Origin of the sequence: Desulfovibrio sp. DV (genome assembly GCF_001936595.1) — a bacterium.
In the GTDB taxonomy this organism is placed as follows: Bacteria; Desulfobacterota; Desulfovibrionia; order Desulfovibrionales; family Desulfovibrionaceae; genus Solidesulfovibrio.
Genome location: NZ_MLBG01000005.1, coordinates 52846 through 70251, shown reverse-complemented (window position 1 = coordinate 70251; position 17406 = coordinate 52846). Strand labels below are relative to the sequence as shown.

The 17406-nt window shown below is 64.3% G+C and carries 17 protein-coding genes; 11 read left to right on the top strand and 6 right to left on the bottom strand.

Annotated features, from left to right (window positions below; genetic code table 11):
* Window positions 1-122 precede the first annotated feature (122 nt).
* The 3 genes from DVDV_RS02595 (at window position 123) to DVDV_RS02585 (ending at window position 2719) form a co-directional block, all read left to right on the top strand.
* Window positions 123-1226: an FAD-dependent oxidoreductase gene (locus DVDV_RS02595; protein WP_075353169.1), complete on the top strand. Its 1104-nt coding sequence runs from the start codon at window positions 123-125 to the stop codon at window positions 1224-1226.
* 242 nt (window positions 1227-1468) lie between these two features.
* Window positions 1469-1984: a 4Fe-4S dicluster domain-containing protein gene (locus DVDV_RS02590; RefSeq protein WP_075353168.1), complete on the top strand. Its 516-nt coding sequence runs from the start codon at window positions 1469-1471 to the stop codon at window positions 1982-1984.
* Window positions 1985-2104: 120 nt separating this feature from the next.
* Window positions 2105-2719, top strand: a complete 615-nt coding sequence (locus DVDV_RS02585; protein ID WP_075353167.1) for a tetratricopeptide repeat protein — start codon at window positions 2105-2107, stop codon at window positions 2717-2719.
* A 107-nt stretch (window positions 2720-2826) separates the two neighbouring features.
* On the opposite strand, the gene DVDV_RS02580 is transcribed toward DVDV_RS02585, so the two are convergent.
* The 4 genes from DVDV_RS02580 to DVDV_RS02565 all read right to left on the bottom strand — a co-directional run bounded on the left by DVDV_RS02580 (window position 2827) and on the right by DVDV_RS02565 (window position 6440).
* Window positions 2827-3567 (bottom strand): amino acid ABC transporter ATP-binding protein, encoded by a 741-nt coding sequence (locus DVDV_RS02580; protein ID WP_075353166.1) that lies wholly within the window; start codon window positions 3565-3567, stop codon window positions 2827-2829.
* Window positions 3554-4363 (bottom strand): amino acid ABC transporter permease, encoded by an 810-nt coding sequence (locus DVDV_RS02575; RefSeq protein ID WP_075353165.1) that lies wholly within the window; start codon window positions 4361-4363, stop codon window positions 3554-3556. The genes DVDV_RS02580 and DVDV_RS02575 overlap by 14 nt, the downstream gene beginning before the upstream one ends.
* A 69-nt stretch (window positions 4364-4432) precedes the next feature.
* A complete protein-coding gene (locus DVDV_RS02570; protein WP_075353164.1) occupies window positions 4433-5173 on the bottom strand; it encodes a basic amino acid ABC transporter substrate-binding protein in 741 nt (246 codons plus the stop codon).
* A 127-nt stretch (window positions 5174-5300) separates the two neighbouring features.
* Window positions 5301-6440, bottom strand: a complete 1140-nt coding sequence (locus DVDV_RS02565; RefSeq protein ID WP_075353163.1) for an aminotransferase class I/II-fold pyridoxal phosphate-dependent enzyme — start codon at window positions 6438-6440, stop codon at window positions 5301-5303.
* A 64-nt stretch (window positions 6441-6504) separates the two neighbouring features.
* On the opposite strand from DVDV_RS02565, the gene DVDV_RS02560 reads away from it, so the two are divergent.
* The 3 genes from DVDV_RS02560 (at window position 6505) to DVDV_RS02550 (ending at window position 8603) form a co-directional block, all read left to right on the top strand.
* On the top strand, window positions 6505-6747 hold the full coding sequence (locus DVDV_RS02560; protein ID WP_075353162.1) for a DUF2905 domain-containing protein: 243 nt from the start codon (window positions 6505-6507) through the stop codon (window positions 6745-6747).
* A gap of 85 nt (window positions 6748-6832) precedes the next feature.
* Window positions 6833-7945, top strand: a complete 1113-nt coding sequence (locus tag DVDV_RS02555; protein WP_075353161.1) for an AI-2E family transporter — start codon at window positions 6833-6835, stop codon at window positions 7943-7945.
* Entirely contained in the window at window positions 7938-8603 is a 666-nt protein-coding gene (locus tag DVDV_RS02550; RefSeq protein WP_075353160.1) for a tetratricopeptide repeat protein, read from the top strand. The genes DVDV_RS02555 and DVDV_RS02550 overlap by 8 nt, the downstream gene beginning before the upstream one ends.
* Before the next feature lie 224 nt (window positions 8604-8827).
* Here the strand turns inward: DVDV_RS02550 and DVDV_RS02545 are convergent, their stop codons facing one another.
* Window positions 8828-9562, bottom strand: coding sequence for a Smr/MutS family protein (locus DVDV_RS02545; protein ID WP_075353159.1), 735 nt, complete (start codon window positions 9560-9562; stop codon window positions 8828-8830).
* Between the two features lie 296 nt (window positions 9563-9858).
* Here DVDV_RS02545 and DVDV_RS02540 point away from each other — a divergent pair, with 296 nt between their 5' ends.
* The 3 genes from DVDV_RS02540 (at window position 9859) to clpB (ending at window position 13951) form a co-directional block, all read left to right on the top strand.
* Window positions 9859-10887 (top strand): DnaJ C-terminal domain-containing protein, encoded by a 1029-nt coding sequence (locus DVDV_RS02540; protein ID WP_075353158.1) that lies wholly within the window; start codon window positions 9859-9861, stop codon window positions 10885-10887.
* Between the two features lie 17 nt (window positions 10888-10904).
* Window positions 10905-11222, top strand: a complete 318-nt coding sequence (locus DVDV_RS02535; RefSeq protein WP_075353157.1) for a chaperone modulator CbpM — start codon at window positions 10905-10907, stop codon at window positions 11220-11222.
* A 128-nt stretch (window positions 11223-11350) separates the two neighbouring features.
* A complete protein-coding gene (clpB, locus tag DVDV_RS02530; protein ID WP_075353156.1) occupies window positions 11351-13951 on the top strand; it encodes an ATP-dependent chaperone ClpB in 2601 nt (866 codons plus the stop codon).
* Window positions 13952-14117: 166 nt separating this feature from the next.
* On the opposite strand, the gene DVDV_RS02525 is transcribed toward clpB, so the two are convergent.
* Window positions 14118-15746, bottom strand: coding sequence for a DUF3365 domain-containing protein (locus tag DVDV_RS02525; protein WP_075353155.1), 1629 nt, complete (start codon window positions 15744-15746; stop codon window positions 14118-14120).
* A gap of 116 nt (window positions 15747-15862) precedes the next feature.
* Between DVDV_RS02525 and thiM the strand changes: the two genes are divergently transcribed.
* Window positions 15863-16663: a hydroxyethylthiazole kinase gene (gene thiM, locus DVDV_RS02520; protein ID WP_075353154.1), complete on the top strand. Its 801-nt coding sequence runs from the start codon at window positions 15863-15865 to the stop codon at window positions 16661-16663.
* A complete protein-coding gene (gene thiE, locus DVDV_RS02515; RefSeq protein ID WP_075353153.1) occupies window positions 16660-17304 on the top strand; it encodes a thiamine phosphate synthase in 645 nt (214 codons plus the stop codon). The genes thiM and thiE overlap by 4 nt, the downstream gene beginning before the upstream one ends.
* The last annotated feature ends 102 nt before the right edge of the window (window positions 17305-17406 follow it).

The following is a 17406-nucleotide window of genomic DNA, read 5'->3' as shown; positions in this document are numbered from 1 at the left end:
GCAAGCGTCCTTCCCTTTCCCTGCGGGGCGAGGTTGTTCGCATATTCACGAGTAAAAGTCACCCGTTGCGTCGTTGAACCGGCCCGGCCTTTGGCGTAGGCTGCCCCAAACCCGGAGCAGCCATGGAACCCATGAATTTCAATTTCCTGTGCGGCGACCCGCCGCCCCCAAGCGGCCTTTCGGTCGGCATCATCGGCGCCGGACCGTCCGGGCTGGCTGCGGCCGGCTACCTGTCGTGCCTGGGCCATGCCGTGGAAGTCTACGACAAAATGCCGCGTCCGGGCGGGCTCATGCTCTTTGGCATCCCCGGCCACCGCATCCCGCGCGAGCGCATCGAGGCCGGCACCCTGCGCATGGCCCGGCGCTATGGCGTCATCTTCCACACCCACACCAAGATCTGTTGCAGCGCGCCGCTTTTCGAGGAAGAAGGCGACCATTTCTGCAACGAGGTCAAGGGCCTGGGCGAGATGATCAAAAAGCATGAAGCCATCATGATCGCCACCGGCTCCTGGCGCTCGCGCCGCCTTGGCGTCCCGGGCGAGGATCTGCCCGGCGTGCTCTCGGGCCTGCAGTTTCTCTTTCCCATCCGGGCCGCCCACTACTGCGCCCCCGGCGTCAAGGCCCCGGATGTGGCCGGCAAACGGGTCATCGTCATCGGAGCCGGCCACTCGGCCGTGGACGTGGCCCACGGAGCCGTGGCCCTGGGCGCGGCCTCGGTCGATATGCTCTATCGCCGCAGCCGCAGCGAAGCCCCCTGCGGGGCGCTCGAGATCGACCGGCTGGAGGCGGCCGGCGTCACCTGGCACGAGCGCTGCCTGCCCGAGGCCGTCCTCGGTGAAACCACTCTCGCCGGCCTGTCCTACCGCCAGGGCGGTGAACTCAAGACACTGCCGGCCGATCTGCTGGTGGCGGCCATCGGCGAGGTGGCCACGCCGCCCTTTGCCAAGGAACTCGGCCTCGAATCCGTGCGCAAGGGCGAGGTGCGCTGGCTCAACATGACGGCCATCGACAACGTGTTCGTGGCCGGCGATGCCCTCACCGGCCCAAGCAAGATCGGCAAGGCCATCTATTCCGGGCTGCGCGCCGCCCGGTCCCTGGCCCAGTGGCTCGACCTCAAGGCCCAGAACCGCCAGACGGAATTCGCCGGCGATGAACTGATAAGCCGCGAAGCCGACCGCTTCCCCGGCGGCGAGTTCCGCGACGCGCCGCGCGTACGCGGGCGGTAGGTGGGGAAAAGAGAAGAAAGGCAGGAAGAGGCCTCCGGCGGCCGGGGGGATGATCCCCCCGGACCCCTGCAAAGGGGAAGTTGTTTGTAAAGGGTGCCCTGGCCCTGGCTGGCATACGGTCGCTTGACAGGACGAGCCGCCGGCTGCGGCGGCCAGCGGGAAAGACGCCCCTTTGCATTATTGCCTGGGGCAGGGCGGGAAGAGCAAGTGCTGCGCCGGCAGGCGGGAGGGGAGTGTGCGGGATGGATGACGGGAAGACGCTTTTTATTGATTATTCGAAGTGCATCGGCTGCGAGACATGCGAGTATGTCTGCCGGTTCGTGGGCGATATGCCGCGCATCCACATGATCCGGGCCGCTTCCGGGTTCATGGCGCCGCTGTATTGCCGCCACTGCGCCGAACCCAATTGCGCCAAGGTCTGCAAGCGCGGGGCGATTGTGCGCGACGTGGACGGGGCCATGGTGCTCGACCCGATGCTGTGCCGGGGCTGTGAATCGCGCCAGTGCATGCTGGCCTGTCCCTACATGGCCATTTTCGAGACCGACAAGGGGGTGACCGTGGTCAAGTGCGACCTGTGCGCCTCCCGCCGCCAGCGCGGCAAAAAGCCGGCCTGCGCCGAAATGTGCCCCTGCGGAGCCATCCACTACGTCACCCGGGACGAGGCGGCGGGGCTTGGCGACGAGGCGGCCGGCGAGGCGGAAAAACGGGTGCTCGATTTCCTGCGCCCGCCCAAGGCCAAGCCGGAACCCGGAGCCTGAGCGGAAAAAGGCTTGACCGGACAAGCCGCTGCACGGCACCAAGGTCGGTCAGCCAAGACATAAACGCAACCACCGCCGGCCGGTGCGCCTGATCCGCGCCAGAGCGGCGAGGAGGACGCCTTGAACACACCAGACGACGCCCTTTCCCCGGAAGCGGCCAAGGCCGAGGCCCTGCACCAAAGCGCCCTGGAAGCCCTGGAACGCAAGGAACTTGAGGCCGCCAAAGACGGCTTCACCCAGGCCCTGGCCGCCTTCACTGCCCTTGGCGACGACATCGGCGTGGCCATGACCAGCCACAACCTGGGCCTGACCAGCCAGGAAGCCGGCGACCTGGAAGAGGCCCGGCAGTGGCTGGAAAAATCCCTGGCCATCAGCGAACGCGAAGACCTCGACGGCGGCATGACCGTCACCTGCCACCAGCTCGGCGTGGTGGCCCAGCTTGGCGAGGACTACGAGGCCGCCCGGGATTGGTACGTGCGGGCGCTGGCTCTCGAGGAAAAGCACGGCAACGTCGTTGGCGAGGCCAAGACCAGCCACCAGCTCGGCATCATCTGCCACCTGCTTGGCGATCTGGAAGCGGCCAAGTCCTGGTACAATCGGGCCATTGCCGGCTTTGAGGGCGTTGGCGACAGCCAGACCGCGGCCACGACCAAAAAACTTCTGGATTATCTCACTGACTACGAACGCCAGGGCAGCCACGAAGGCCACGAAGGGCCGTGCAGCCGGCAGCAGTAAGCCTGTCGCTCCAGGCCGATGCCCCGGCGACGCCCTGCGGCGCACCAGGCAAAAAAGGCTGCCTCCGTTTCCGGGGGCAGCCTTTTGGCGAATAAAAGTCGCACGGGCTAGAGAATCTGTTCCAGGAATTTTTGGGTGCGCGGATGGCGGGGGCTGGTGAAAAACTCCGCTGGCGTGGCGATTTCGAGAATCTGCCCCTCGTCCATGAAGACGATGCGGTCGGCCACTTCCCGGGCAAAGCCCATTTCGTGGGTGACGCAGACCATGGTCATGCCTTCCCGGGCGAGCTTGACCATGACGTCGAGCACCTCGCCGATCATCTCCGGATCAAGGGCCGAGGTCGGCTCGTCAAAAAGCATGATCTTGGGGCTCATGGCCAAGGCCCGGGCAATGGCCACGCGCTGCTGCTGGCCGCCCGAAAGCTTGGCCGGAAACACGTCGGCCTTTTCCAGGATGCCCACCTTGTCGAGCAACCGCCGGGCCATGGCGTCGGCTTCCGCCGGATCCATGCCCTTGAGCTTTATCGGGGCCAGGGTGAGGTTTTGCAGCACGGTCTTGTGCGGGAAGAGGTTGAAGCTCTGAAAGACCATGCCCACTTCCATGCGCACCTTGTTGATGTCCACGGTCTTGTCGTCAAGATCGAAGCCGTCAACCACAATCCGGCCGGCGCTGATGTTTTCGAGCCGGTTGATCGTGCGTAAAAGCGTCGACTTGCCCGAGCCGCTCGGGCCGATGATGACGACTTTCTCTCCTTGTCCCACGTCCAGGCTGACATGGGACAAGGCGGCCACTGCATCGAAATACTTGCTGACGTCCGCTATGCGGATGATCGGGCTATCGTTTGACATGGTGCGACAGACGCTCCTCCATGATGCTCACAAGCTTGGAGAGAACCAGGGTGATGATCAGGTAGACCACGGCCACCATGGTGAAGGTCTCGAAATACATAAACGACTCCGAGGCGAATTCCCGGCCGCGACGCAGCAGGTCGGCCACGCCGAGAATGGAAACCAGGGAGGTGTCTTTGAGCAGGGCAATGAACTCGTTGCCGACCGGCGGCAAGATGGTGCGCCAGGCCTGGGGCAGGATGACGTGGTACATGGTCTGGGCCCGGTTGAACCCAAGCGAGCGGGCCGCTTCGGTCTGTCCCACCGGGATGGCCAGGATGCCGGCCCGGAACACTTCGCCCATGTAGGCCCCGTAGCACACGCTCATGGACAGGACGGCGGCCAGCAGGTCGGGCACCTGCACGATGCGGCCAAGGGCGTAGTAGATATAGAAGAGCTGGACTAAAAGCGGCACGCCGCGCACGATCTCGACATAGGTCGAGGCCACGAGATTGACGTATTTGTTGCGTGAAATGCGGCCAAGGCCGGTGATCAGTCCGAACACCAGGGCCAGGGCGATGGAGCAGACGGTCACCTGGAAGGTGATCAGAATGCCGTCGGGGATGAACTTGAAGATGCGCAGATACGGATCGGGGTGGAAGACGAGCAGGTAGCCGAGCACGATGAGTGCGCCGGCAAACGACAGCCGCCAGGCTGAAACCAGCCCTTTGTCTGAGGGTTTGGGAATGGCCGCCCCGTCGCCGACGTCGATGACGACCTGGGGTTCTTCCACAGGACACTTGCCTTGGTGTTTCATGAGCCTTGTCCACTCGAGGGCGTCCGCCGGCCCAAAGGGCCGGCGGACGGTGTCGGCATTGCCGGTTTGCTACTCAGCCGTGCCGAGCCACTTCTTGAGGATTTCCTTCTCGATGCCCTTCTGCTTCACGGCTTCGAGGCCCTTGTTGATCAGGGCGAGGGTTTCCTTGTCGCCCTTTTTCACGGCAACGCCGTACATCTCGTCGTCGGCCGGGATGATGCAGGCGATCTTCAGGGCGTCCTTGTAGTTGTCCTTTTTAAGCGCATAGAGCTTGGCGACCGGATCGTCGCAGACAACGCCGTCGATGCGGCCGTTGAAGAGGTCTTCGAAGGCCAGGCCGACTTCGTCATAGGACTTGTCCTTGACGCCTTCGGACTTTTTCACGGCAAAGTGGCCGGTGGTGCTGATCTGGGCGCCAAGCGTCTTGCCCTTCATGTCCTCGATGCACTTGGCATCGGACTTCTTGGGGATGACCAGGGCCTGCTTGACAGTCATGTAGGGAGTGGAGAAGTCCATGCTTTTCTTGCGGTCGTCGGTGATGGTGACCGAAGAGCAGATGGCGTCGTACTTGCCGGCGGCCAGTCCGGCGAAGATGCCGTCCCAGGCCACGGCCTTGAATTCGGGCGTGAAGCCCGCTTCCTTGCCGGCGGCTTCCATGAGATCAACGGCCAGTCCGGTGATCTTGTGGTTGCTGTCCACGAACTCCATGGGCGGCCAGGTGGCGTCGGTGGCGAAGACAATGGTTTTGGCCAGGGACGGCGAAGCGGTCATGGCGACAAGCACGAGGGCCAGGACAAGTTTTTTGACCATGGAAGACTCCGGGGGTTGGAGGTGACAAATAACAAGGGAACGTACCCTTAACGCCGTGAACGTGTCACGCCCTTGTGTCCGAATCTTCTGCAAAATTCAAGACAGGCCGGGCATAAAACCCTGTAAATCAGACCGGCCGGCCGGCCGCCGCCGGGTCCCAATTTTGGCAAAATGCCGCCAGTCGTTCGAGGTTTTCGGCAAAATCGGCCCGGCCAAAGCCGATGCGGAAGTGTTCCGGCCAGTCTTCGCCATAGAGGCTGCCGGGCAGGAGCAGGACGCCGGTTGCAGCCAGCAGTTCCCGGCAAAAGACATCGGCCCTGCCCTGGCAAAGCCCGGGAAAGGCGGTCAGGCCCCCGCGCGGGGGCACGAAATGGAAAAGATGGGCGTGCTCCAGGAAAAACTCCCCAAGCAGCCGGCGGTTGGCATCAAGGAGCGTCCCCATGCGGGCAAGCAGTGTTTCCCGGGCGGTCAGGGCGCAGGTGGCCAGATATTCCGATGGGGCCGAGCCGCAGATGGACAGGTAGTCCTTGGCCGAGGCCATGCGGGCCAGCATCTCCCGGTCCCGGCAGCACACCCAGCCCACCCGCAGGCCGGCCAGGCCGAAGGACTTGGACATGACCCCCAGGGACACGGCCCGGGGATCGAGGTCGCAGGCCGCCGGCAGGGCGGGAACGCCCGCGGCTTCCGAGAAACGGTAGACCTCGTCGGAAAAGACCCGTACGCCATGCTCCGCAGCCGTGGCGACGATGGCCGCAAAGGCTTCCGGAGTGGGCAGGTAGCCTGTGGGATTGTGGGGAAAATTGACCGCCAGGACCTTGGTCGTGGCACCTAGCAGCGGCTCCAATGCCGCCATGTCCGGGGCAAAGCCGCAGGCCGGATCGCAGCGCCAGGGCGCCACCCGGCAGCCCAGGGCGGTGGCGATGTCGGACAGGGACTGGTAGCATGGCGTGGTCACCGCCAGGGTGTCGCCGGTTGTCAGCGCCGTGGTCATGAAGGTGTAAATGGCCTCTTCGGCCCCGACATGGACCAGCACGTCCTCAGGCTCGATGGTCGTATACAGCGAGGCAATGGCCTGTCGCAGGGCCGGCGAACCTTTGGAATCGGTGTAGCCCAGGTGGACCGCGCCAAGCCCTTCGGCCCCGCCGGGCGCCAGGGCCAGCAGTTCGGCCACGCTTAACGATTCGCCGTCGGAGACACACAGCAGATAGGGAGCGGTGAATTCGTGGCGGGCGAAAAAACGCTCCAGACGAAACGGGGGTAGGTTCAAGGCGTTTCGGTCCTTTTTATGTAGGATAGCGTCCCTGGGAAAAAAGGGACAAGGGGACATACGCATGTTCGCGACAACCGGCAAGATGCTTCTGATCGTCGGGGTGCTGCTTGCAGCCCTGGGGCTTGTGTTTATGCTGGCGGAGCGGCCGGGCGTGGTGCGAAGCCTGCTCGAACGCCTGCCTTTGGGCCGGCTGCCCGGTGACGTGCGCGTCAAGGGCGAGGGGTTTTCCGTGTATTTCCCGTGGGTCAGCTGTCTGGTGGTCAGCGCCCTGGCCAGTCTGCTCCTGTGGCTGCTGCGAAAATAACGTCTGCCACGACGCCCGGGGCGTCGCCAGACCGGGCCTGTCCGCGATTGTCGCCCACCCTGAAACGTGCTACCCAGGCGGACCTATGCCATTCGACATCGCCCAGATTTTTCGCACCAACAAGACCCTGGCCATATGGGCAGCCTTTTTCGGTCTGGTGTGGCTGACCAGTTACTACGGCCTGTTCGGGCTGGTCTTTATCACCTATATCCTGTGTTTCCTGTTCAACGGCCCCATCGAACGGCTGGCTGCCAAGACCCGGTGGCCCCGGGTGCTTTGGGCCGTCGTTGTCTATATTGTCTTTCTGGCCGTGGTCCTGACCATCATTTCCACGGTGGTGCCGAAGATCGGAGCCGAGTCCTCGTCGTTCCTCAAAAAGCTGCCCGACACCCTGGAGACCCTGCGCAAGCACCTGGACAACTGGGCCTGGATTGCCCCGGACATGGCTGCGCCCATCTCCAAGGTCAAGGACTACCTAGCCCTGGAAGCCCTGGTCGGGGTCAAGGCCGAGACGCTTTTTTCCCTGGCTGTCAATTCCTTCAACCAGATTAGCACCTACGTCTCGACCTTTCTTTTGGGCACGCTGTTCAGTTTTCTCATCATGCTCGATTTCCCCAACCTGAAGGCCAAGACCATTGCCCTGCGCGAGTCCCGGCTGCGTGACATCTACGACGTCACGGCCAGGAGCGTGGTGCGTTTTGCCATCGTGGTCGGCATGGGCTTTCGGGCCCAGATGATGATTGCCGGCCTCAACACCCTGCTGACCGCCCTTGGCATGTATATTCTCGGCATCGAGCCGGTGGGGCTGCTCTCCACGGTGGTGTTTTTTTGCGGCCTGATCCCGGTGCTCGGCACCTTTATTTCCTCGGCCCCCATCGTCCTGGTGGCCGTCAACACCACCGGGCCCAACCATGCCCTGTGGGCCATTTTCATGATCATCATCGTCCACACCATTGAGACCTATATTTTAAATCCCCGCATTGTGGCCGCCATGTTCAAGATCAGTCCGCTCATTACGCTGATGATCCTCTATGTCGGGCACAAGCTTTTCGGTTTGTGGGGCATGGTGCTCGGCGTGCCGGTGTCGGTCTTCATTTTGCGCTACGTCATCCTCGGGGTGGATCTGGAAAGTTCGTCCAGCGTGCCGGAACCACCCTGTACGCCGCAGGCGGCAGAGCAGGGGGGCGGCAATGGCTGAGGCCGGGTTGCGTTTTATCCGGGCCGGGGTTGCCGCGCTTTCGGCCGTGGTCTGTCTGGTCCAGGCCGGGCCGGTGCGGGCCGGGCTGGAGGAAGGCCGGGCGGCCTGGCGGGATGGGGACTATTCGCGGGCTTTCGAGGAATTTCTGCCCCTGGCCATGGCCGGCGACACGACGGTGCAAAACCAGATCGCGGCCATGTACTATACCGGCCAGGGCGTGGCCCAGGATTATGCCAAGGCGGCGGAGTGGTTTAAAAAGGCTGCTGTGGCCGGCAGTCCCGAGGCCCAGTATTGCCTGGGCAAGCTTTTCTATTACGGCCAGGGCGTGCCCCAGAATTTCGAAGAGGCGGTCAAGCAGCTCACCGACGCGGCCCTTGGCGGCAAGGGCGGGGCCCAGTATTTGCTTGCCACCCTGCAACTCTACGGCAAGGGCATCGAAGCCAACCCGGTCAAGGCTTATTTCTGGTCCTTGCTGGCTGTTGCCGCCGCCGACCTGCCGGAGGATGAAAAGGCTGCGGCCACGGCCCTTCGCGACCAGATCCAGGCCACCCTGTCCAAGCGCCAGATCGAGTCCATGCAGGCCATGGCCCGCACCTGGGCGCCCCGCAAAGGCGTTCCGGCCCCGACTCCGCCCGCTGCCCCCCGCCGGGGCGGCTGACCCGCCGTCCGGCCACCGGAGCGACGGTGGCCCGGATCAAGGGCATGCTTCGGCTGTTCCGGTCCCCGGCCGACCGAATTACCAGCCAACGCCAAGACCCCTTTACACACTTCTTTCGTTGCAGGGGTCCGGGGGGATCATCCCCCCGGCCGCCGGAGGCACTCTTCCTCTTCCCTCTCACCTTCCCTCTCACCTTCCCTCTCGCCTTCTCTCTCACGCCACGCCTAGCCGAAGTCCGGCCAGTCCTTTTCGAAGCGCACTTTTCCTTTGGTCTTTTTGAATTTGCGCAGCAGCACGTAGAGTGCGCCTGTGCCGCCGTGGCGGGGCAGGGCGGTGCTGAAGGCCAGGACCGCCCGTTTGAGGGGGTCGTGGGTGAGCCAGGATTTGAGTTCTTCCTTGAGCACCGGCAGGCCGCCGGGTGAATTGGAGCCCCGGCCGGGGATGACAAGCAGGCAGCGTTTGCCGGCCATATAGTGTTCGCGCACGAAGTGGAGCAGGGTGAGCTTGGCTTGGTCAATCGTAAAGCCATGCAGGTCGAGGTGGGCTTCGGGGGAGAACTGGCCGGCCCGCAATTGGCGGTAGATCTTGGGATCGAGGTCGTTGACAAAGCCCTGTACGTATTCGTCGCTGTATTCCAGGGTGAATTCCACCCGGCCGGCCACCAGATCGCGCAGGGCGTCCAGGGCTTGTTGCTCTTCATCGGCCGGCGAGGGCGGCGGCGGCAGCGGGGTCACCGGCCGGATGTCGCGGCCGCCGCTTTTCTCCCGATCGAGCTTGGCCACGCCGTTCATGGCCCGCAAAAAATCCGATTCGTCGGCCTGTTGCGGCTGGGCCGGTTTGGAAGCGGCGGCCACGGCCTTGGCCACGGCCGGCGGCAGGTCTTTTTTTCGGGCCACTTTAACGCCCTTGAAGACGCCGGCAAAGGGACGAAACGCTGTTGGATCTTCTTTCTTCGACATGGCCGGAGAGGCTATAGGCAACCATCGCCCTTGGCAAGCCGGGACCGGGCCGGACGAGTCTGGTCCGGCCCGGGGTGCTGGCTGGCGGGCGCCTGTGCCGCCAGGGGCCCGGCCTGGCTCGCATCCGGCAAGCCCGGCCGGGCGGGAGCCTATGGCCTTTGCCGCGGCCCTGGTGTAATACTGCCAGGGCAGCGGTCCGGCTGGAGAATCGACCGGGATGGTTGACGCAGTCCGATGTCGGCTTATTATGTAAACTTGCCGGGAAACCAGCCGGGAAAACGGGAGAGAAAGCCCCTATGAGCGTTGAATACAAAGACTATTATAAGATCCTGGGGGTGACCAAGGCTGCCAGCCAGGAAGAAATATCCAAGGCGTTCAAGAAGTTGGCCCGCAAGCACCATCCTGACCTCAATCAGAACGATCCGGACGCGGAAAAGAAGTTCAAGGAGTGCAGCGAGGCCTATGAGGTCCTAAAAGACCCGGAGAAGCGCAAGCTTTTTGATTCGCTGGGGGCCAATTGGCAGCATGGCCAGAATTTCCAGCGTCCGCCGGGCTTTGAAAACGTGCAGTACAACTTCGGCGGCCAGGGCGGCCAGCAGTTCGACGCCGGGGCCTTTTCCGACTTTTTCGAGACCATTTTCGGCGGCGTGGGCGGGGCGGCCGGCCCTCGCGGACGCCAGGACCGGGGCGGGTCCTTTGGGGATTTCGGCGGTTTTGGCGGCGCGGGCGGTTTTGGCGGGGCCGGGGGCTATTCCCGGGGACCGTCGCGCGGCTCCGACGCCAATGCCAGCCTGGAGCTGACCCTGGAGGAAGCCTACCTCGGCGGGGCCAAGGAAGTGGCTTTCCAGGAGCAGACCATCGGTCCTGATGGTGCGCCGCGCCTGGGCACCAAGCGCCTGAGCGTGTCCATTCCGGCCGGCGTGCGCGACGGGGCGAAAATCCGTCTCTCCGGCCAGGGCAATGCCGGCCGGGCCGGGGGCAAGGCCGGGGATCTCTATCTCAAGGTCAGGATCATGCCCCATGCCCTGTTCAAGCTGGAAGAGGGCAACGTCATTTTGGATCTGCCCCTGGCCCCCTGGGAGGCCGCCCTTGGGGCCAAGGTCCGGGTGCCGACCCTGGACGGGGCCGTGGAGATGTCCATCCCGGCCGGTTCGTCGTCGGGCCGCAAGCTCCGTCTGGCCGGCAAGGGCCTGGGGGGCCAGGGCAAGCGCGGCGATCAGTTGGTGCGGCTCATGGTGCAGGTTCCGGGCAGCCTCACGGACGAGGAGCGGGAACTCTGGGAAAAGCTGGCCCAAGCCTCTGATTTCAACCCCCGGCCGTTTTAGGGCCAAGAGAGGTCGCCATGGAGATCAAGCACATCGTTATTGCCGGCAGCCTCCCCGCCCGGTCCGAGCGTCTCAGTCTGGCCCAGGTCCAGGAGTTGACCGGACTCGATTCTGCGGTGGTGGGGGAGCTTATCGAACTTGGCTGGATCACGCCGGAACGCACCACGTCCGAGGCGTTTTTGTTTCGCAGCCGGGACGTCTACAGATTGCGCAAGCTCGACCGCATCAAGCGCGATTTCGAGCTGCCGCTCCTGGGTGCAAGCATTGTTGTCGATCTGCTGGAGCGTATCGAGTATCTTGAAGGCAAGGTCAATGAGCTGCATCGACTCTTATAGCTGAGACATACCAAGAAACGGTCAAGTGTTTTTGAAGTTTTCGCTCGTTGACAGAAAAAATTGTTTTGGGTTGTTGCAATTTCCGCCGGCGTTCTTATCTCTGATGCAGCCACGGAGGAGGACATTGTATGGATCTCAATAAGTTTACCCAGAAATCCCAGCAGGCCATCGGCGAAGCCCAGAATGTTGCTGTGCGCATGAGCCAGCAGCAGGTGGACGCCGAGCATCTGCTCTACGCCCTGTTGACCCAGGACCAGGGGCTGGTGCCCCGCATCCTGGACAAAGCCGGGTATAATACCCAGGCCTACCTGGCCGAACTGGAACGCGGCCTTGGCCGTCTGCCCAAGGTCAGCGGTCCGGGCGCGGCTCCGGGACAGATTTACGTCGCCCCGCGCCTCAATGAAATCCTGGTCAAGGCCCAGGATCTGGCCAAGCACCTCAAAGACGAATACGTCAGCGTCGAACACCTGTTCCTGGCCTTTTGCGACGAACCGCCTTCGACCCTGGCCGGACAGGTGAACAAGGCCCTTGGCATCGACAAAAACCGCATTCTCGCCGCCCTGACCGAAATCCGCGGCGGCCAGCGGGTCACCTCGGCCGATCCCGAGGGCACCTACGAGGCCCTGTCCAAGTACGGTCGCGATCTGGTCGAAGACGCCAAAAAGGGCCGGCTCGATCCGGTCATCGGCCGCGACGAGGAAATCCGGCGGGTCATCCGCATCCTTTCCCGGCGCACCAAGAACAATCCCGTGGTCATCGGCGAGGCCGGCGTGGGCAAGACCGCCATCGTCGAAGGCCTGGCCATGCGCATCGTCAACAAGGACGTGCCCGAGGGCCTCAAAGACAAGACCATCTTCGCCCTGGACATGGGCGCGCTCATTGCCGGGGCCAAGTACCGGGGCGAGTTCGAAGAACGCCTCAAGGCCGTGCTGAAAGACGTGGAAACGTCGCAAGGGCGCATCCTGCTTTTTATCGACGAGATCCACACCATCGTCGGCGCGGGCAAGGGCGAAGGGTCCATGGACGCCGGCAACCTGCTCAAGCCCATGCTGGCCCGGGGCGAACTCCACTGCATCGGGGCCACGACCCTCGATGAGTACCGCAAGAACATCGAAAAGGACCCGGCCCTCGAACGCCGGTTCCAGCCCGTCTTCGTGGACGAGCCGACGGTGGAGGACACCATCTCCATCCTGCGCGGGCTGCGGGAACGCTTTGAAGTGCACCACGGCGTGCGCATCAGCGACTCCTCCCTGGTCGAGGCGGCCGTGCTGTCCCAGCGCTACCTCGCCGACCGCCAGTTGCCGGACAAGGCCATCGATCTCATGGACGAGGCCGCGGCCATGATCCGCACCGAGATCGATTCCCTGCCGGCCGAGCTTGATCTCATTAACCGCAAGGTCATGCAGCTGGAGATCGAACGCGAGGCCCTTCGCCGGGAAACCGACAAGGCCTCCCGGGAACGGCTGGAAAAGCTCGAAGAGGAGCTGGCCAATCTCAAGGAGGACCAGGGCGGGTTCGTTGCCCAGTGGGAGCGGGAAAAATCCGGAGTGGACGATCTGCGCCGGCTCAAGGAAGACATCGAGAAGACCCGGCAGGCCATTGAGGTGGCCGAGCGCGAGTACGACCTCAATCGGGCGGCGGAGTTGCGCTATGGCCGGCTGGCCACCCTGGAGCGCGATCTGGCCGGCCAGGAAGAGGCCATCACCAAGGCCACGGGCGGCACGCGCATGATCCGCGAGGAAGTGACCCCGGACGATATCGCCATGGTCATCTCCCGCTGGACCGGCATCCCGGTGACGCGCCTTCTCGAAAGCGAACGGGAAAAGCTCCTGCGCCTGGGCGATGTGCTCCACGACCGGGTGATCGGCCAGGACGAGGCCGTCACCGCCGTGGCCGACGCCGTGCTGCGCGCCCGGGCCGGGCTCAAGGACCCGGGGCGGCCCATCGGGTCGTTTATTTTCCTTGGCCCGACCGGCGTCGGCAAGACCGAGCTCTGCAAGACGCTGGCCGCAGCACTCTTTGACACCGAAGACAACATGGTGCGCCTGGACATGTCGGAATACATGGAACGGCATACCGTCGCCCGGCTGATCGGCGCGCCTCCGGGCTACATCGGCTACGACGAAGGCGGCCAGCTGACCGAGGCCGTGCGGCGAAAGCCCTACAGCGTGGTGCTCTTCGACGAAATCGAAAAGGCCCACAGCGACGTGTTCAACACGCTGCTCCAAATCCTCGACGATGGCCGGCTGACCGACAGCCACGGCCGGACCGTGGATTTCAAGAACACGATCATCATCATGACCTCGAACATCGGGGCGCAGTACATGCTCGACGGCATCCTGCCCTCGGGCGAGTTCAAGGAAGGCGTGTCCGAAGCGGTCATGAACACCCTGCGCGGGCACTTCCGGCCGGAGTTCCTGAACCGCGTGGACGAGACCGTGCTCTTCAAGCCGCTTTTGCGCGAGCAGATCGCAGCCATCGTGGAACTCATGCTCGGCGGACTGCGGGCCAGATTGGCCGACCGCAAGATCGGGCTGGTCTTAACCGACGCGGCCAAGGCCTTTATTGCCGAGGGAGCCTACGATCCGGTTTACGGAGCCCGGCCGCTTCGGCGCTACCTGCAGGCCCATGTGGAGACGCCGCTGGCCAAGGCGCTCATCGGCGGGCAGGTGGCCGACGGCGAGACCGTCACCGTGGACGCCCGGGACGATACCCTGGTCTTTGTCTAGATCCCACATTGCCGACCAACGAAAGGCCGCATCCGCAAGGAAGCGGCCTTTTTTGCGTGATAGAGGGAGAGAAGGGGAAGGTGAAGAGGAAGAGGAAGAGAAAAGAGTGCCTCCGGCGGCCAAAGGGCTGAGCCCTTTGGAATCCCACCTGAAAGGCAAAGGGTTTTTATGGGGAGTGGTCGTGGGTGACAGGCTGTTGCGTTGGGATGCAGTTCTGACTTCCGGCCGACTGAAAGAGCAAATCACCCCCTTTCCATTTTTCCCCTTTGCAGGGGTCCGGGGGGATCATCCCCCGGCCGCCGGAGGCATTCCTCCTCTTCTCCCACGCATGCCCCGGCCGCCGGCACGCTTCCTCTTCTCTACGCTCGTCGCCTCTCGTCTCAAAAGGAGCACGCAGTGTGAAGGTCGAGCCGCTGCCGGGGCGGCTGTCGGCGGTCAGCGTCCCGCCAAGAATCTCGACGTGGCGGCGGGCAATGGTCAGTCCCACGCCCAGGCCGGGAAAGCGCCGGGTGAGGATGTCGGCATCCTGGAAAAACGGCTCGAAGATGGCGGTGAGCCGCGGCGGGGGGATGCCGCAGCCGGTGTCGGCCACAGTGGCGGAAAGGACGTAGCGCCCGTCCTCCAGGCCGCCCGGGGCCAGGGCCACGGTGATGCTCCCCGAGTCGGTGAATTTGACGGCGTTATCCAGCACAAGACCGAGGATGCGGACAAACCGCGCCCCGTCGCCGACAAGGTGCGCCGGCAAGGCGGGGTCCGGGGCGACGGAGAAAGCCAGATCTTTGCTGCGGGCAGCGGCGGCAAAGGGGGCGGTGGCCTCGGCCAGGAGTACGGCCGGGGAAAAGCAGGTCTTTTGTAGAAGGTCCTGGCCGTTTTCCAGACCGGCCAGTTCCAGCAGCTCCTGGACATGGAGATTCATGGTCTGGGCGGCGGCCTGGGCATCGGCCAGCAGGGACTGCTGTTCCTCGGTCAGTTCGGTCGAGCGGGCCAGTCCCAACATGCCCAGGACCCCGTTTAAGGGTGTGCGCAGTTCATGGCTCAAAATGGCCATGAAGGCGGACTTGGCCCGGCTGGCTGCCTCGGCCCGGGTTTTGCCGGACAGGATGGTGGCCGTGCCGACGCCGGTGCTGATCGCCCCGACCAGCCAGATCAGGGTGTACAGCCCGGCGGTGCCGCCCAGGGCGGCGGATTGGGCGGCGATGAAATAGCCGGCCGGCAAATTGACGCTGATACCGCCGCGCACCTCGCCAAGCTGATAACCTTGACGGGTGTGGCAGGGCAGGCAGGATTCGGTGACCGGCAGGGGGGCCATATAGCGAAAGACCGGCCCGTCCGGAGGCTGATCCAGGGTGTAGGCTTCCGGGATGTCTTCCTCGAAGTCCCAGAGTGCCCGGGTTTCCCAGGGGGTGGGCGCATTTTCCGGGCGCAGGGGCTTGAGGCTGGTGATGTGCAGGCTGATGCCGTCCCGCTTGCCGGCCACCTCGGAAATCTGCCGGGTCATGTACGCCGGATTGATCCAGGCCAGTTGCTGGCCGTCGGTGGTGGTCAGGCTGCGGTTTTCCGCAGGAAGATAGGGATTGGGCCTGGTTTCCCCGGTGACCGGCACGTACACGCCGCCGTGCCCGGCGTTCCATTCCCGGGTGATGACAATCTGTTGAAAGATGCCCCGGGCTGCCTGCAACATCATGGTCTGGGTACTCTGGCGGTCGGACTGGTATTGAATGGCAAAGAGAAGGCCCAGAAGCGTTGTCCAGGCAAGAACCGCAAGAAGGACAATGTGGCTGTCACGGCGGGGCATGATGCAATATAGCCTATGCGAAGCCGGAGTCAATGCGGGCGTTGCCAAGGGGCGTGGCCCAGGCTAGTTTCAGCCGGGTCATGCCCCCACCAACCTCAAAACCCCGGATAATCGCTATGGATTTTGCTGCCGCTGTTTTTTCCGATTTGAACCGCATCCGCGAGCAGGCCCCGCTGGTTGTCAACATCACCAACAACGTGGTCACCAATGTCACGGCCAACGCCCTGCTGGCCCTTGGCGCGTCGCCGGCCATGACCCATCATCCGGCCGATGCCGCCGAACTGGCTGCGCTGGCCCGGTCCGTGGTGTGCAATATGGGGACGCCGGGCGACGAAAACGTGGCAGCCATGGTGGCGGCGGCCACCGCCGCCGGCGAGGCCGGGGTACCGGTGGCCTTTGATCCGGTGGCTGTTGGGGCCACCAGCCGGCGTCGGGAGGTGGCGAAAACCATCATCGAATCCGTGCGCCTGGCCGCCATCCGGGGCAATGCCTCGGAGATACTCTATCTGGCCGGCAGCAATGTCGCCTCCAAGGGCGCAGACAGCCAGCATTCCAGCCGCGAGGCCATCAAGGCGGCCACGTCCCTGGCCCAGGGCCTGGGCTGCGTGGTGTGCGTCAGCGGCGAGGTCGATGTTATAACCGACGGCCGCGATGCAGTGGAGCTGGCCGGCGGCCACGTGATGATGACCCGGGTCACGGGCCTTGGCTGCACGGCCACGGCCTTTGTCGGCGCCTTTCTGGCGGTCAACCCCAACCGGCTTTCGGCCACGGTCCACGCCATGGCCGTCATGGCCGCCGCCGGGACCCTGGCCGCTGCCGGTGTGGCCGGACCGGGCAGTCTGGCCGTGCGTTTTCTCGATGTGGTGTACAATCTGACCGAGGCCGACATCGCGGCCGGCGTGCGGGTGTTGGCATGAGCCGGCCGGTTTTCGACCTGGGTCTGTGTCTGGTCACGGACCGGGCGGCACTGTTAGGCCGCGACCTGTTTGACGTGGTGGGCCGGGCCGTGGCCGGCGGGGCGCGCCTTGTGCAACTGCGGGAAAAAAACGCCACCACCCGCGAATTCGTGGAACTGGCCCGGGGGCTGGCCGCCTGCATCCGTCCGCTCGGCGCGCGCCTTGTCATCAACGACCGGGTGGATGTGGCCCTGGCGGCCGGGGCTGACGGCGTGCATGTGGGCCAGGACGACATGCATCCGGCCGATGTGCGCGCCCTTATCGGGCCGGACCGGATCATCGGGCTGTCCGTCACCGGCGAGGACGAGGCCCGGGCCGCCAGGGGGATGCCGGTCGATTACCTCGGGGCCGGGCCGGTCTTTGCCACGGCGACCAAAAAGGATGCCGGCGCGCCCCAGGGGCTGGCCGGGCTGGCCCGGATGCTGGCCCTGGCCGAGGTCCCGGTGCTGGCTATCGGCGCAGTGGCCCCGGCCAATGCCGCCGCAGTCATGGCCACGGGCGTGGCCGGGCTGGCCGTGGTGTCAGCCGTGTGCTCGGCAGCCGACCCGCAAGCTGCGGCCCGTCAACTGCGCGCCATCGTGGACGCGGCTGGTGTGAAGTAAGTGTGAGAGCAGAGGAAGAGGAAGAAGGGGGAATGCCTCCGGCGGCCGGGGGGATGATCCCCCCGGACCCCTGCAAAGGGGAAAATTTCCAAACGGTCGCGC